The sequence below is a fragment of the Brevibacterium sp. FME37 genome, from assembly GCF_014897485.1.
Lineage (GTDB): Bacteria > Actinomycetota > Actinomycetes > Actinomycetales > Brevibacteriaceae > Brevibacterium.
In genome coordinates this window covers 61269-75815 of sequence record NZ_JABUYE010000008.1, presented here as the reverse complement: position 1 = coordinate 75815, position 14547 = coordinate 61269, and the positions used below count along the sequence as shown (strand labels likewise).

At 61.8% G+C, this 14547-nt stretch carries 18 protein-coding genes; 13 read left to right on the top strand and 5 right to left on the bottom strand.

Annotation, left to right across the window (positions count from 1 at the left end; genetic code table 11):
- The first annotated feature begins 147 nt into the window (after positions 1-147).
- The 5 genes from INT29_RS11085 to INT29_RS20145 all read left to right on the top strand — a co-directional run bounded on the left by INT29_RS11085 (position 148) and on the right by INT29_RS20145 (position 4414).
- Positions 148-1203, top strand: coding sequence for a YeeE/YedE family protein (locus INT29_RS11085; protein ID WP_193071653.1), 1056 nt, complete (start codon positions 148-150; stop codon positions 1201-1203).
- On the top strand, positions 1200-1424 hold the full coding sequence (locus INT29_RS11080; protein WP_101598479.1) for a sulfurtransferase TusA family protein: 225 nt from the start codon (positions 1200-1202) through the stop codon (positions 1422-1424). The genes INT29_RS11085 and INT29_RS11080 overlap by 4 nt, the downstream gene beginning before the upstream one ends.
- Before the next feature lie 274 nt (positions 1425-1698).
- The gene (locus INT29_RS11075) at positions 1699-2304 is read left to right on the top strand and encodes a SipW-dependent-type signal peptide-containing protein (protein ID WP_101571940.1); all 606 of its coding nucleotides are present in this window, start codon (positions 1699-1701) and stop codon (positions 2302-2304) included.
- A 14-nt stretch (positions 2305-2318) separates the two neighbouring features.
- The gene (locus INT29_RS11070; RefSeq protein WP_193071652.1) at positions 2319-3038 is read left to right on the top strand and encodes a SipW-dependent-type signal peptide-containing protein; all 720 of its coding nucleotides are present in this window, start codon (positions 2319-2321) and stop codon (positions 3036-3038) included.
- Positions 3035-4414 carry a signal peptidase I gene (locus tag INT29_RS20145; protein ID WP_319020883.1) on the top strand — a complete coding sequence of 460 codons (1380 nt, stop codon included), beginning with the start codon at positions 3035-3037 and terminating at the stop codon, positions 4412-4414. The genes INT29_RS11070 and INT29_RS20145 overlap by 4 nt, the downstream gene beginning before the upstream one ends.
- Positions 4415-4960: 546 nt before the next feature.
- Here INT29_RS20145 and INT29_RS11060 read toward each other — a convergent pair.
- Positions 4961-5839 (bottom strand): class II glutamine amidotransferase, encoded by an 879-nt coding sequence (locus INT29_RS11060; RefSeq protein WP_193071651.1) that lies wholly within the window; start codon positions 5837-5839, stop codon positions 4961-4963.
- Between the two features lie 230 nt (positions 5840-6069).
- Here INT29_RS11060 and INT29_RS11055 point away from each other — a divergent pair, with 230 nt between their 5' ends.
- From INT29_RS11055 to INT29_RS11040, 4 genes are read left to right on the top strand one after another with little or no spacing between them, the layout of a single operon-like run.
- Positions 6070-6603, top strand: coding sequence for an O-acetyl-ADP-ribose deacetylase (locus INT29_RS11055; RefSeq protein ID WP_101571950.1), 534 nt, complete (start codon positions 6070-6072; stop codon positions 6601-6603).
- Between the two features lie 12 nt (positions 6604-6615).
- Positions 6616-6996: a VOC family protein gene (locus INT29_RS11050; protein ID WP_193071650.1), complete on the top strand. Its 381-nt coding sequence runs from the start codon at positions 6616-6618 to the stop codon at positions 6994-6996.
- 8 nt (positions 6997-7004) lie between these two features.
- Entirely contained in the window at positions 7005-7547 is a 543-nt protein-coding gene (locus tag INT29_RS11045; protein WP_193071649.1) for a thiamine pyrophosphate-binding protein, read from the top strand.
- A gap of 1 nt (position 7548) precedes the next feature.
- A complete protein-coding gene (locus INT29_RS11040; RefSeq protein WP_193071648.1) occupies positions 7549-8142 on the top strand; it encodes a thiamine pyrophosphate-dependent enzyme in 594 nt (197 codons plus the stop codon).
- A 92-nt stretch (positions 8143-8234) separates the two neighbouring features.
- Here INT29_RS11040 and INT29_RS11035 read toward each other — a convergent pair whose 3' ends face one another.
- Both INT29_RS11035 and INT29_RS20140 read right to left on the bottom strand, forming a co-directional pair.
- Positions 8235-9014 carry a hypothetical protein gene (locus INT29_RS11035; RefSeq protein WP_193071647.1) on the bottom strand — a complete coding sequence of 260 codons (780 nt, stop codon included), beginning with the start codon at positions 9012-9014 and terminating at the stop codon, positions 8235-8237.
- Positions 9011-10144, bottom strand: coding sequence for a type IV toxin-antitoxin system AbiEi family antitoxin (locus tag INT29_RS20140; protein WP_226841871.1), 1134 nt, complete (start codon positions 10142-10144; stop codon positions 9011-9013). The genes INT29_RS11035 and INT29_RS20140 overlap by 4 nt, the downstream gene beginning before the upstream one ends.
- A gap of 166 nt (positions 10145-10310) precedes the next feature.
- On the opposite strand from INT29_RS20140, the gene INT29_RS11025 reads away from it, so the two are divergent.
- Complete coding sequence (locus INT29_RS11025; RefSeq protein ID WP_101571960.1) at positions 10311-10874, top strand: dihydrofolate reductase family protein; 564 nt, start codon at positions 10311-10313, stop codon at positions 10872-10874.
- A gap of 25 nt (positions 10875-10899) precedes the next feature.
- Here the strand turns inward: INT29_RS11025 and INT29_RS11020 are convergent, their stop codons facing one another.
- Positions 10900-11640 carry a GTP pyrophosphokinase family protein gene (locus tag INT29_RS11020; protein WP_226841884.1) on the bottom strand — a complete coding sequence of 247 codons (741 nt, stop codon included), beginning with the start codon at positions 11638-11640 and terminating at the stop codon, positions 10900-10902.
- A gap of 94 nt (positions 11641-11734) precedes the next feature.
- On the opposite strand from INT29_RS11020, the gene INT29_RS11015 reads away from it, so the two are divergent.
- Positions 11735-11998: a DUF2277 domain-containing protein gene (locus INT29_RS11015; protein WP_193071646.1), complete on the top strand. Its 264-nt coding sequence runs from the start codon at positions 11735-11737 to the stop codon at positions 11996-11998.
- 12 nt (positions 11999-12010) lie between these two features.
- On the opposite strand, the gene INT29_RS11010 is transcribed toward INT29_RS11015, so the two are convergent.
- Positions 12011-12784 (bottom strand): IclR family transcriptional regulator, encoded by a 774-nt coding sequence (locus INT29_RS11010; RefSeq protein ID WP_193071645.1) that lies wholly within the window; start codon positions 12782-12784, stop codon positions 12011-12013.
- Here INT29_RS11010 and INT29_RS11005 point away from each other — a divergent pair.
- The gene (locus INT29_RS11005; protein WP_101571964.1) at positions 12783-12983 is read left to right on the top strand and encodes a hypothetical protein; all 201 of its coding nucleotides are present in this window, start codon (positions 12783-12785) and stop codon (positions 12981-12983) included. The two genes, INT29_RS11010 and INT29_RS11005, sit on opposite strands and share 2 nt — an antisense overlap.
- Before the next feature lie 58 nt (positions 12984-13041).
- Entirely contained in the window at positions 13042-14505 is a 1464-nt protein-coding gene (locus tag INT29_RS11000; protein WP_193071644.1) for a benzaldehyde dehydrogenase, read from the top strand.
- Positions 14506-14547 lie beyond the last annotated feature (42 nt).

Below are 14547 nucleotides of genomic sequence, written 5' to 3'. Positions count from 1 at the left end.
TATCTTGATGTCAAGGTACTTTTGGTGAATCTGGATCACAGTGAGGCAATTGTTGTGATTGGTCTGACGTTGACGTGAGATTGATTGTTGAGCAGAATGGGCGGTTGTTGTGACCCCCGCCGTACTGCCGCCAGAGAAAGCAGATTCATGATCATCACCGGACTCATCGTCGGCCTGGTACTCGGATTCGTCCTCCAGCGAGGGCGATTCTGTGTGACCGGAGCCTTTCGCGATCTCACGCTGACCGGAAACACTCGGTGGTTCTCAGCACTCATCCTCCTCATCGCCGTTCATTCGATCGGGCTGTTCCTGCTCAACAGTCTGGGGGTGATCACACTCGAAGCATCGCCCTTCCCGTGGTTGGCCTCCATCGTCGGCGGGCTGATCTTCGGGTTCGCCATGGTCCTCGCCGGCGGTTGTGCCACAGGCACCTACTATCGGGCGGGCGAAGGTCTGGTCGGCAGCTGGTTCGCGCTGATCTTCTACGCGCTGGTCTCGTCCGTGATGAAGAACGGTCCGGCCGCCTCGGTGACGGAAGGGCTGCGCTCGATCACGATCGAGAGCGGCACGCTCCAGGCGTCGACGGGGCTGAGCCCGTGGGTCTTCGTCGCGATCATCTCAGCCATCGCCATCGCGGTCACCGTGCACCACAACAAGAAGACCGCCACGCCCGTCGCGACCCTGCCGCCGCTGAAGAAGGGGTTGGCGCACATCCTCACGGAGAAGCGCTGGAACCCCTTCGCCACTGCTGTGGTCATCGGCATCATCGCAACGATCGCCTGGCCGCTCTCGGCCGCGACCGGACGCAACTCCGGTCTGGGCATCACGACGCCTTCGGCGAATCTCACCACCTTCCTGGGCACGGGAGACTCATCCCTTGTCGACTGGGGCGTCATGCTCGTCATCGGCATTCTTGTGGGCTCGTTCATCGCGGCGAAGGCCTCGGGTGAGTTCCGGATCCGTGTGCCCGACCGAGGGACAGTGGTCAAGTCCATCCTCGGTGGAATCGGCATGGGTGTCGGTGCCGCGATCGCCGGCGGATGCACGGTCGGCAATGCGATGGTCTCGACCGCACAGTTCGAATACCAGGGCTGGGTCGCAACCTTCTTCATGATCGTCGGCGCAGGAGTCGCCGCGAAGTTCACCATCAAGTCGGGGGCGCGGACAGGTGTCGCGCAGCCCGCAGAAAGCAGGAGTGTATGAAACAGGTACTAGAGACAAATGGACTGGTCTGCCCGTTCCCTCTGGTTGAGGCCAAAGACGCAATCGGCGGAATGGACAACGGCGATGAGCTCGTCATCAACTTCGACTGCACCCAAGCCACCGAGGCGATCCCCCAGTGGGCGGCCGAGAACGGCTACCCCGTGACCCACTTCGATCGCACCGGTGACGCCAGTTGGACGATCACGGTTCAGAAAGCCTGACCGGCAACAGGCTGCCGCTCGGCTGGCATCTCGGCCGTTTTCTCGACCGCCCGAGCGTCCCTGGCTCTGAAGTGGCCCTGCAGATCGGCAGGGCCGCTTTTGTTACCGCGTAGTTCCAGTGGTGTGCATTGTTCTGGAATCGCTTGAAGAATCACCTCTGTGCCGAAAAGCACAGGTGTGATAAATGGCGTTAGTCAAAAAGTAATTGTACGATAATGAACGAATCACTACCGATGGTGATCTGTGCACATACGTGCTTTTCCAAGGAGTCAGAATGACGCAGTCCCCGACGCGCTCTCGTAAGTTCAAGGCTATCCTCGCAGGTGGCATCGTGCTCGGCGTCGGAGCTGCAGTGACGCTGGCCGCCTGGACAGACAACGAATGGGCCGAGGGAACCTTCGGTGCCGGTTCGTTCAACGTTCAGGGCAGCACCAATGGAACCGACTTCACCGATCACGAGAGTTCGGGTGACGCAGCGTCGTTGAGTTTCGACCTCGATGGCGGCAAAAACCTGTCTCCAGGTGACACCGTGGCAGCGCCCTTCGTCCTCCGTCTCGATGATGCGACTACATACGACGCAAGCGTGGTCCTCGAATCCGCCGCAGGCAGCGGTGCCAACGAAGCGAACCTGAGCTACGGAATCGTCACCGTCGACGATGCCGCGTCGTGCGGCGAAGGTGCAACGGGCACAACCGTCGTTCCGGCCGGTACGGCTTTGGATGCGACCACAGGTGCTCAGGGGTTTGACCTGACCGCAGGCGCGGGCAGCGCAGCAGGTGCTCCTGTCACCCTGTGCTTCCAGGTCACCGCCAGTGACGATCTGACGGAGGGTGATGCCGCGAAGGCTCAGTGGCAGTTCACCGCAACCTCCGCTGAATAATTCCAGCGGACTCCGTGCAGTTTCCAACGGATGCCTCTGGCGATCCGACCCTGTCTGAGCAGGTCTTGAACGAGACCTGCTCATACAGTCGACTCCGGAAACGGCAGCGCGAGCAGAATCGGCGACGCCTGCGCAATCGCCGAATCAAGGCGATCCTCGCCGGAGGATTGGTCTTCGGCATCGGTGCGGCGGCGACGTCGGCGGCGTGGACCGACGCAGAACAGGCCACTGGTTCGTTCAAAGCGGGTACGTTCAACATTGATCTCTCAGTCGACGGTACCAACTGGAACAACACGTCGACGATGACTTTCAACGCCACCGGGCTGTACCCGGGATCGAAGGTCTACGCTCCGGTGTTCATTCGGACTACGCCGGACACCTCGATTGATGGTGAGCTGACAGTGTCGAGCGGAGGGACAGGCGGCACAAGCGGCATCGCCGGGTCACTGGTCTACAAAGCGGTGACGGCCTCATACTCGTCCGGCGGTTTCACGTGTAATGCCTCGGCGTTCAACTCAGGTGCGGACTACGTCTACGGCGGTGCTTCAACTACGACGAATCTCTCGGATAAGGACCACTCAGGCGCCGGTTCGCGGTTGGTCGGCCAAGCCGGCAGGTCGGTTCGAGCCTACTGCTTCGAAGTCACTCTTCCGACGACCACCCCGAGCTCAGCACAGGGCACCTCCGCGTCGAACACTTGGACATTCACTGCCACGAACAAGGCACCGTCGTGACAAGTTCTCACGACGCCGCCCCTAGAAAGCGCCCCACATCGTGGCTCGGCGCGGCCCTGCTCAACATCCTCGCTGCATTGGGCGTCGTGTGCATCGTCCTCGTCATCCTCAGCTTCGTCTTCAACATCTCGATCATGATGTTCAAAACAGGCTCGATGACCCCGACGATCACCGCCGGTTCGATCGCCTTCGTCCACGAGATCCCTGCGCAGGAGATGAAGGTCGGCGATATCGTCACCGCCGACCGTGGCGAGAAGGTCCTGCCCGTGACGCACCGCGTGACCTCGATCCTCGATGCGGATGCTCAATCCGGCGAGGTCACCTTCGAGATGAAGGGCGACGCAAACGAGGCGAAGGATCCCGAGCCCTACTCCGCCGAGACCGTTCGCAAGGTCCTGTTCTCCATTCCCGGTATCGCCCCGATCATCCAGCAGCTGCGAAACCCGTTCGCACTCGGCGGCATCACGATCGCGGCCTCGCTGCTCGTCGTCTGGGCGTTCTGGCCTCGACGCGAGGACGACGATGCCGACCGCGATGACGTCGTCGAGGCACCCGCAAGCTCGGCCACGCACTCCGAACCGCAGCCAGCCGTAACCCGATCACCCAAGCACGCCGTGGCGCTTCCCGCCGTCGCTGCCATCGTCGCCGCCGGAACAGGAATGTTCGGGCCCTTACCGCAGGAACTCGCCGCAATCCCAGCAGCTGAGCCGGCAGCGGCTGCTTCCGGTGCGGAGACCACTACCCCCGCTGAGGTGCACGGACAGTACCTGCGAATGCGGGCAACCGGAGACGAATCGACAATGCTCAGCCTCAGTCCCGGTGCTTCGGCTGACTGGACGGTCGACGTGTGGGCCGACGCTCCCGACCCTGGAAAAGTGGAACTGGAGATCGGCTCCGGCCAGTTGTCGGAGGCCCTCGCGTCACAACTACTCGTCGACGTTCGCACATGTTCCCAGATCGTGCCGATGGATGAGTGCCCTGGCGGTGCGGCAGAGCCGGTCAATGATGTGGCGCTCACCGACCTCGGTGCGTCACCCGACAATGACCGACGGCTGCTCGAAATGCCCAGTGATGAGAAGCGCCGAGTTCAGGTGACAGTCACCATGAACAAGAACGCCGACGCCGAGGCGGTGGCAGGTCACCGCAGTGGAGTCCGCCTGACCGCCATCGGCCAAGGAGAAGAAGTCTCGCTCGGCCCCGGAGACCCGGGTGCTCCAGGTGAACCCGGCGCACCAGGTCCTGACAATCCAGACGTCCCCGGTGATCTGCCACGAACCGGTGTGGAAGGTTTGCTGTGGATCCTCCTGGCCGCCGCAGTGCTCATCGCGACTGGGTCGGCCGTCGTGGCCAGAACGCGTAGTCGGAGGAAGCCATGACTCAGCCTCGTTGGCATCAGTTGATTCGGGGTCGTCGAGTCCGTGCTCTGATCGCAGGGTTCGCGCTCGTCATGCTCGTCCTCGGCTTGTCCGGTGTGCGTTCGACGACGGCCGCTTGGACCGACAAGGTTGAGGCAACAGGATCGTTCTCGGCTGGATCGCTGAAGATCAGGGATCTTACTTGCACGGACAACAGCGGATTGCTCGGTCTAGGCGGCGACCAGTTAAAGCTGGATTGGAAGAGGCCGCAGATATCAGACTCTGTGCAACTCGCATACACAGTCACGGTTATCAGGACTCCGCTGCTCAGCTCCCCCAGCACGACAACCTACACCACTGAGGAAACGACACTGACATATCGGGACACGAAGCTGTCGCTGTTGTCCATTCCTACTTACACGCTCACTGTTCAGGCAAAGCCGATCGGTGAATGGATCGGAAGCGCAGCGACGGTGAAAGGGCATGGAATCAATCTCGCGACTCTCGGGTTGGTCTTGCGCTGCAATTCTTGATGGGCAGGACCCATCTTTCGTGGCCACGCACCCCTCAAACCCTCACCACAGTCTCCGCCCCATCAGCCACAGTCAACCGCATCGCAGTGTTCTGCTCAACGAGGCTCCAGCCCTCGTGCTCGATGCCTGATGACGACACGATCATCGCTCCATCGTCGAAGCGCCGCCAGCTCATCCGATAGTAGTGATCCTTGTGGTCAGGCGGCAGCTCGCCGCCGGTGCCCGAAGTGTCGAAGTTCTTATACGGAATCGGTGTTCCCGCGGTGGCATGGACGACGATCATATCCTCCGCTCTGAGGATTAGCAGATTGATCCCCGGATGATCGAAGTCTGCGCGCAGCATCCGCACGGTCGCGATGGTGGCTTCGAAGAGGCTCTCCCCTTCGGCCACACGTCGCAGCAGGAGAGCGAAGAGGATCGCAGTGTCCGTGGTTCCACCGATGCGTTCAACCTCGGCACTCGGGACGTATTTGCGGAGGCGTTCTATCGGGTGGATGGACCCGTTGTGCGCCAGGGCAATGTTGTCGGCGAGGAACGGGTGCGAATTCTCGGTGAGGTCGACCGCTCCGTGCGTGGCCATGCGCAGGTGAGCGATCCGCGCGACCGTCGGGCGGGCGGTGAGGACTTCCGTGAGATGAGGGTCATCGGCTCCCTCGTGCGGGGTGCGATACCTTTCCAGACGTCCTCCCCGAGACACGGTGTCCTGCACATCGGGTTCCATGTCGAAGGTGCCCGAGGTGGTTCCCTGCGGGCGGGCTGATTCGGCTGAATCAGCTTCCGGTCGGATCCAGGCGGTGCCCCAGCCGTCGGCATGGAGGCGGCCCAGGTTCTGCCACTGTCGACATTCCTCGGCGCCGATGAGGTCCGCCGCGCTCGCCGGGAGGGGGGAGATATAGCCGAGAAGTCTGCACATGGTTCGTCGTTTCCTTCCGCAGAAGACCGTCTGCCTAGTCGAGGCGGCTACGTCATTCCAGCGTACGCCTGACCCTTCCCAAGCAGTTCGATCAGATCGTCTGTCTTATTAACACTTAGGCGGCGAAGTGTTAATAAGAAGTGCCGGTGCACACAGGTAGGAGGAGAAGACACTTCCATTATCAACGTCATCCCCTGTTGCAGTCCTCGCCGGCTCACTAGACTCGGACCATGAAGATCACGGTACTCGAGGGAGATATCACCGAGGCTGCCGTGGACGCGATCGTCAATGCCGCCAACTCAAGTCTGTTGGGTGGCGGCGGCGTCGATGGAGCCATCCACAAGGCGGCCGGACCCGAACTGCTCGAAGCCTGTCGCGAGGTCCGCCAGACCAGCTACCCGCGCGGACTTCCCGCAGGTCAGGCCGTCGCCACGACCGCTGGCGCGCTCAAGGCCAAGTGGGTCATCCACACCGTCGGCCCGAATCGTCACCAGGGCGAGGCCGATCCCGAGGTGCTTGAGTCCTGTTTCGAATCCAGCCTCAACGCAGCCGAGGACCTCGGCGCCACCTCGGTGGCTGTCCCCGCCATCGGCGGGGGAGTCTACGGCTGGTCGGCCCGAGATGTCGCCGAGGCGGCCCATTCCGTCATCGTCGACGGTCGGGAGCGCAGGCGCTGGGAGCAGATCGCCGAGGTGGTCTTCGTCCTCTTCAGCGATTCGATGACGAGCGTGTTCTGCCAGGTCTTCGACCACGATCAATGGTGAAAGGTAGAGACGATGAAGGTCCACGACGTCATCCCCGACATTCTGGTCTCCGACATCGACGCGGCCCGAGGTTTCTACGAAGATTTCCTCGGCCTGGGTACCGAGGAGTTCAACCTGGGCTGGGTGGCCCGCTTCACCTCGGCGGAGACTGGAGCGCATGTCCAGCTCGTCACCGAGGACGCGACCGCTCCAGTCACCCCGGTGCTCTCGCTCAAGGTCGATGACATCGATGCTGCCTACGCCGAGGCGGTTGATCGCGGCTTGGACATCGTCCATCCGCTCGTCACCGAGGAATGGGGCGTGACGCGATTCTTCGTCCGCGACCCCGACGGCAACATCATCAACATCACCGCGCACAGAGTCCCCGAGGACGTCACCGAAGACAGGGAATGAGGAAATCCGTGACAACGAAGTCATATACGCAAGCCGTCGCCGATGGGATCTGGGGTGCAGGCGCCGATCTCATCGGCTACATCCCCTCAGTCACCATCGCGCCCGTCATCGACCATCTGGTCACTGCCGATGGAGGGAGAGCCGGAATCTCGGAGCGAGTGAAGCCGCTCTCGCGTGAAGAGGAAGCGATCGGCGTGCTCGGGGCTCTGCCGTTGGCGGGGAAGTTCGGGGCCGTCGTCATGCAGGACAACGGCTTCGGCAACAGCCTCACGGCCCTGACGACGTTCTCGCTGTCCTACCACCTGCCGCTGCTCATCTTCGCCAACACCCGTGGCGGCCCGGGGGAGTACAACTCGATGATCCACTCGATCAGCCGGCCAATGCCGACGGTGCTGCGCACGGTAGGACTCCAAGTCCTCGAACTCGACCGCCGATCCTCGTCCGAGGATTGGGAGCAGACTGTCGCCGAGGCGGGTGTCCACGCCCGTATGACCTACCGTCCGGTCGTCGTGCTCGGTTCCTTCTGGAACACCGATGGGAGGGTGGCCTGAGATGAAGCGCATCGAAGCACTCGAAGTCCTCAACGAACTGACCGCCGAATTGCCCGTCGTCGTGACATGTGCCGCGACCAGCCGTGAGCTGGCGTCCTTGGAGAACCGGGACAACCACTTCTACGTCCTCGACTCGATGGGCCTCGTCGGCTCCATCACCACAGGCCTCGCTCTGGCGGCGAAGGACTCAGATCTGCCCAAGGTCATCGGGATCGAGGGTGATGGGTCCCTGCTGATGAACCCGAATGTTCTGCCCACAGGGGGATTCTTAGGTCCCGAGAAGCTGCTCCTCATCGTCCTCGACAATAAGGTCTACGGTTCCACCGCAGGCCTGCCGACGTATTCTTCACGCGTCGACCTCGGTGCCATCGCCGAGGCCGCAGGCTGGACCGTCGGCCGAGCCGCGGATGAATTACAGCTGCGCACCGAATTCGACCGCCTACTGACAACGAGTGGTCCGACGTTGCTGCATGCGAGCATCGAGGCAGGTAATGCCGCCGACATCCCCAAACTCCTCGTCGACTCGGTCGTCCTCGCCCACCGCTTCCAAGGATGGCTGAGACCCAGACTGGCACGGGGCAGTGGGACCAGGTGAAGATCAGACCGTGGTGTAACCGCCGTCAATGAGTTCGGTGCGATTCTGATCATCCTGCCAGATCGGACGAACAGGAGACAGCTGGTATGTCGTCAATGGCCGAGGCCGGCTTCGAAACCTCGGCTATAGGCGGTAAGGAGTTCACCGGCAAGCGAGTTCCGCATGTGACGGATCAGCATCTGTCTCTGTGCCGGATCGCGGATGATGTCGAGCACGGCCATCCCGTCATGCTGTGAGAAGGGCCGGGCCGCGATGTGGGCGTAGTGGTAACTGGCCGCTGTGATGATGTCGGCATCGGTAGCGTCAAGTGCTTCGTCGTCGTCCCAGACCTCGTCATCGAATGGACTTTCAGACAACGCATCGGCGGGGTCCAGTCCGTCCTTGGGGTTGTCGGTGTGGCGATCGTGCCAGGCGAGAATCTTGAGTGCAGTCAGAGCGGCAGGGGATGCAACTTGCACTTCGGTTCCCCGTGGCATGCGCACAGAGACGGAGGTCGAGTGCGCTTCTTGAAGCCCAGTGACATCGAGAAGGTTGCCGTCTGTGAATGTCACAGTGCGATCGGCTTCATTGCCGCCGAACGGAACGATGTCGACCTCGACTCCGAGAACTTTGAACTTGTGAGGTGCTTTGCCCCTGCGAGCAACGGTTCCGGCGAGTTCGAGAAACTGTTCGTCGGTGCGGACTGCAACAGCGATATCAACACCATATGTGGCGAGTATGGGCTCTGTCTGCTGCTGAGAGTGGATGACGAGATCGCGAGCGGCTGCGCCGATGACGAGCATTTCGACGTTAGACTCCTTGCAGGCAACGCCAAGTTCGGCGAGGACCTCTTCGGGCACCGGGACGTCGTTGTGTCCGAAGAGATCGATCAACGGTCGTCACCAAAGAACTGAGTTCTGATCTCGTCGATACGCGGATCGTCTTCGAGCAGCAGATCGGCGCGAACAAGGATGCGAGGAGCCGTCTGATCGAGCGACGGCACCGGTGGGTGGCTCCAGATAGCAGGCCGGATTCGGATCATCCCGCGCTCGTCTTTGCGGAGCCTCCCCTGTCGGATCAGCTCTCGCCGGTCGCTGGCGTTACCGCCGAAGTGGATGAGTACGGATGCAGGCCGGATCGGTACACCGAGGCGGGCGGCGGCGATTTCCGAGCCGAACAGCGCAGCCGGTGGAAGAGATACGTCGAGCAGATCTGAAGGCTTCTTCCAGATGTCGCTGGTAAAACGTTCTTCGGGCCAGACAGTGTGCTGCATCGCCGAGTACGCCGAGATCCATTCGTGTTCCAGAGCCGATCTTCTCAACAGCTCATTGCGTTTTCCCTCCAGCACGGGCGGGGTGCGCTCGCGCAGGGCTTGGATGACGCGATTGACCGTTCCCAGTGACGCCCCGGAACTGTCAGCTAGCGCTCGCTGAGTGGGTGTGCTGCCGAAATGCTCGTTGGCGGCAAGAAGTGAGAACGTCACAGGGAGCCCCGCGCGCGTGAACGGTGCGGTAGTCGCGGCCTGTTGAGCCGACTCACCATTGCGTTGGCCTGTGATTTCAATGACCAGACCATCTCCGCGCAGCGAAGCATTTCCCGAGGAGTCCACGTAACCTCCCCACCCCCGATCTTTGAGCTGCTGCGCACGTGCTTGCGTGACTCGCTCTGAAATCAAGACCGTATCTCGATCATGAGGGAACATAGCGACGTCTGCTTTTGAGTTCGATGGGCTCGCAATTGCTGAGAACTTGTGAGGTCGTCCCCCGTTTTGGACTGTCAGTGTTCCTGAAACGGCCTGCCCGTATTCGTCCGCATGACCGGACCAGCCGACGCGCATGCCCAACGCAGCGAGATGACTGACAGCCCGTTCGATGAACGCGGGGGCATCTTGACTCCTATGTTCAATCAGATCCATATGTTCAGAATACTTGAACATATGGAAAAATTGAACATCCTGCGGAGAAGCGATCTGCACGATCACCTTGAGGGGTTCGATATCCCACCTGACCAGAAGGAGTTCCAAATCTGATCGACCTTGCTCTTCGCATCACCTGTAATCACAGGTACGAACACAGCCATTGGGATGGACGTGAGTTCAATTGGGAACCGAGCCGCAAATTTCGACATGAGCCGTAGCAGTGCGGCTCAATGACCGTCATACTGATTGCATCGACGACTCAAGGGGAGTGATGGGAAAAGTCACGTGGGGTTTCACGAGTTCACTCGACGGGTTCATCACCGGGCCGAACCACGACATGTCCTGGATGTCCGGTCTCGGCTCACTGGCTGAAGACACCGTTGAGGACCTTGCGTCCCAGGTGGCTGTCATCATTTCCGGGCGCCGTGGCTATGACGCTGCGAAGGCTCAGGCGGATGAACGCGACGAACTGACCTCCGAGGCTTACGGCGGGGCCTGGGAAGGCACAGAGTTCATCCTCACCCACCGACCCGAGGAATTGGCAGACAACTCGGCCGTCACCGCCCTGAATTGTTCCATCGCCGAGGCGATCGACCGTGCCCAGCTCATCGCGGGTGATCGTGACATACAGATAATCAGCGCCGACATCGGCCGCCAGGCGCTCGAAGGCGACCTGATCGACGAGATGCAGATGTTCGTCGCGCCGGTGTTCCTCGGCGATGGCACGAGAATCTTCGACGTTCCCGGTGGCAGACGCGTCTACTGGGAACTCGTCGCAGAGGATGAGGCCAACAACGATGCCTGGTTTCGCACATTTCGTCCGAAGCGTCGGTAGTGTTCTGCTGCCGCATCGGGTGAGCTCACTCTTGTCGTGAACTCAGCTCCCACAGGATACGCAGGGCTTCCTCGTCGAAATCCTCATCGGTGCTGCCCGGTTCGCTGTCGTGGACCTCGGCGTGCAGCTGCTCCATCTTGCGATCGAGCTGGCCGGCCACCTCGGCAGCCTGTGTGAGTTCCTCGACGAGCCGATCGGGAACTTCGCCGGCGAACTTGTAGTGGATCTTATGTTCCAGGCTGGCCCAGAAGTCCATGGCGATCGTGCGGATCTGAACCTCGCAGATCACCGAGGTCGGGCCTGAGCTGAGGAACACGGGCACCTCGAGTATCGCGTGCAGGCTCTTGTAGCCGTTGGGCTTCGGGTGGGTGATGTAGTCCTTGATCTGGACGACCCGGACATCGTTCTGCGAGGTCAGCATCTTCAGCACGTGGTAGGTGTCGGCGATGAAGCTGCAGGTGATGCGGATACCGGCTATGTCGGTGATCTTCGTGCGAATCACATCGAAGTCGAGGGGAAGCTCGCGGCGATTGACCTTCTCCAGCAGACTCCGCGGTGACTTCACCCTCGACGTGATGTGCTCGATCGGGTTGTAGCTGTGCCTGTGGGAGGTCTCTTCGCTGAGGATCGAGATCTTGGTCAGAAGCTCGTCGATGACGAAGCGGTGTTCCATGAGCAGGCGGGAGAAGTCGTGTCGCAGAGCTCGCACGCTCGCCACTTGGCCAGGAGTCACCGCCGTGTTCGGGGGAGGGAGTTGGTCGGTCATCATTCTCCAAGACTGGGTTGTTGCGGGGACGCTTCGCCAGTCTATCGGCGGCAGAGACCTATCTCGTGTCAGTCCCGCGGCGTACCGTTGGACCATGTGCAGGAACATCAGAACCCTTCATAATTTCGAACCCCACGCCACCTCGGACGAAGTGTATGCCGCGGCACTGCAGTACGTGCGCAAGATCGTGGGTACGACGAAGCCCTCCCAGGCCAACGCCGAGGCTTTCGACCGGGCCGTCGAGGAGGTCGCCCATACCACTCAGCACCTCCTCGATGCGCTGGTGACCAACGCCCCGGCGAAGAACAGAGAAGTCGAGGCCGAGAAGCGACGAGCCAGATACGAAGCCCGCGCGTGACGAGCCGGGAGATCAGTCCATCACAGTCTTGCCCGCAGCCTCGAGATCCTTCGTGATCGCCGCCGAGGCGGTGCGCAGGGCCTGCATGATCGCCGGCCCGCCGACGTGGTGCTCGGAATCGACGACGACGCCGAGGCCAGCGATCGTCAGCCCATTGCCGTCGAACACGGGCACCGCGATTCCAGTGGTGCCGTCATCGATATGACCGACCAGTTCTGCGAAGTGATAGGTCCGGATCGAGGCCAGCATCTTCCGCAGCACGCTCGGATCGGTCGTCGTCTTCTCGGTGATCGCAGTCAGAGGGCCCCGCAGGTACGCTTCGCGCACATGCTTCGGTGCGTGCGCCAACAGCACCAGTCCGCATGACGAGGCATGGGCGGGAAGCCTCCCGGCGGTCTTCGAACGGTGGATGACGGCAGTCGGCTTCGACATTCGCTCGATGATGAGGACCTCACGCTCGCGCAGAATCCCCAGCTGAGTGTTTTCGCCGACGAAATCGTGGACGGCCATCATATGCGGTCTGGCCACGGAGGCTAGGTCGACGGCGTCGGAGGCGCGATTCGACAGCTCCCACATTCCCACGCCGATTCGCAGCCGCCCGTTGGGGTCACGCTGCAGCAGGTTGTGTCGCATCATGTCGTTGATCAGCCGGTAGGCCGTGGACTTCGGCAAGGCTGCTCGTGCGGAGAGCTCGTCGGTGCTCAGGCTCTGATGATCGGGGTCGAAAGAGCCGAGGACCCGGACCAGCCGATCGATCATGGAATCGCCCGATTGAGAGTTCGCCATGGCCGCAATCGTAGCCGGAGAACTGGCGTATTCTCAATCAATGGATCACCGATGGCTCCGCGTGGTCCGCATCACTATTGTGGCGATAGGTGTGGCAGCCACGCGCATCAGCTGTGCCCGAAAGGCCGACCTCGAAGGAGCGGCAGCCCAGCACCCGATCGCCGAGGCGGCCGATCGTTCCCGTGGGCACGGGGGCTGACCTACATTGAAGTCATCACAGTCACAACCCGAGCAGAGCAGAAACAGGGGAGAACGTCATGAGCGAGAACAGTTTCCTAGGCACCCAGTGGCACGGCAAGATCTTCGCCGGCGCGTGGACGAACGGCGCAGACGAGTCCTATGACGTCATCGAACCGGCAACAGGGGCGACCCTGGGGCGCTTGGGCGCAGCGAACGCCGATGACGTGAATGCAGCCGCCACTCGTGCGGCCGCGGCCCAGAAGGAATGGGCGAAGACACCACCTGCCGAACGTGCAGCCGTCCTCCGCCGAGCCGGTGCGCTGTGGGCCGAACATGCCGAGGAGCTCGCCGACTGGATCGTCCGCGAATCCGGTGGAATCCCAGCCAAGGCAGGTCTGGAAGTAAGCTCTGCTGAGCAGATCTGCTACGAATCCTCCGCCCTGCCCAGCCATCCCAAGGGGCAGGTCCTGACCTCGAACGAACCCCGCTGGTCGTTCTCCCGCCGGGTGCCCGCCGGAGTCGTCTCCGTCATCGCACCATTCAACTTCCCACTCATCCTCTCGATCCGCTCGGTTGCCCCGGCACTCGCCCTGGGAAATGCGGTCCTGCTCAAGCCGGACCCACGTACCGCAGTCTGCGGAGGAGTGAGCCTGGCCCGCATCTTCGCCGAGGCGGGTCTTCCCGAGGGTCTCCTGCAGGTTCTGCCCGGAGGCCGGGAAGCCGGCGAAGCCGTGGTCTCTGCTCCCGAGGTCTCTGTCATCTCCTTTACCGGATCCACCGCAGCCGGGCGCAAGGTCGGCGAGTCCGCCGGGCGCCTCCTCAAGCGCTGCCACCTGGAACTGGGTGGAAACAATGCACTCGTCGTCCTTCCCGGAGCAGAGGTCGGTCCGGCCACCTCGGCAGGGGCCTTCGGTTCCTGGATGCACCAGGGACAGATCTGCATGACCACCGGCCGCCACCTCGTCCACGATTCCATCTACGACGAATACGTCGAACAGCTGGCCGAGCGCGCCAGGAACCTGCCCGTGGGCAATCCCGCCACCGAGGAGGTCGCACTGGGGCCGATCATCGACGATCAGCAGCGGAGCAACATCCGCGACATCATCGACAAGTCCCAGGCCGACGGTGCACGACTCGTTGCCGGTGGCACCGGTGAAGGCGCCTTCGTGCCACCGACGGTGCTCGCGGACCTGAGCCCCTCGAACCCAGCTTGGACGCAGGAGATCTTCGGACCTGTGGCGCCCGTGAGTCGATTCTCGACGCTTGAAGAGGCCGCGGAACTCGTCAATGCCAGCGAATATGGTCTGTCCGTGGGCATCCTCGGCGATGTGGGCATGGCCATCGAACTGGCCGATCTCGTCGACTCCGGCAAGGTCCACATCAACGAGCAGACCGTGTCCGATGAGGCGAATGTGCCCTTCGGCGGCACCAAGGATTCCGGCAATGGATCCCGCTTCGGTGGGGCCGATGCCAATATCGAGGCCTTCACCGAAACGCAGTGGGTCACGATGCGCTCGCAGATCGCACCGTACCCCTTCTGACCTGATGATTTATCGACAAACGTACTGCTCGAACCCCTGAAC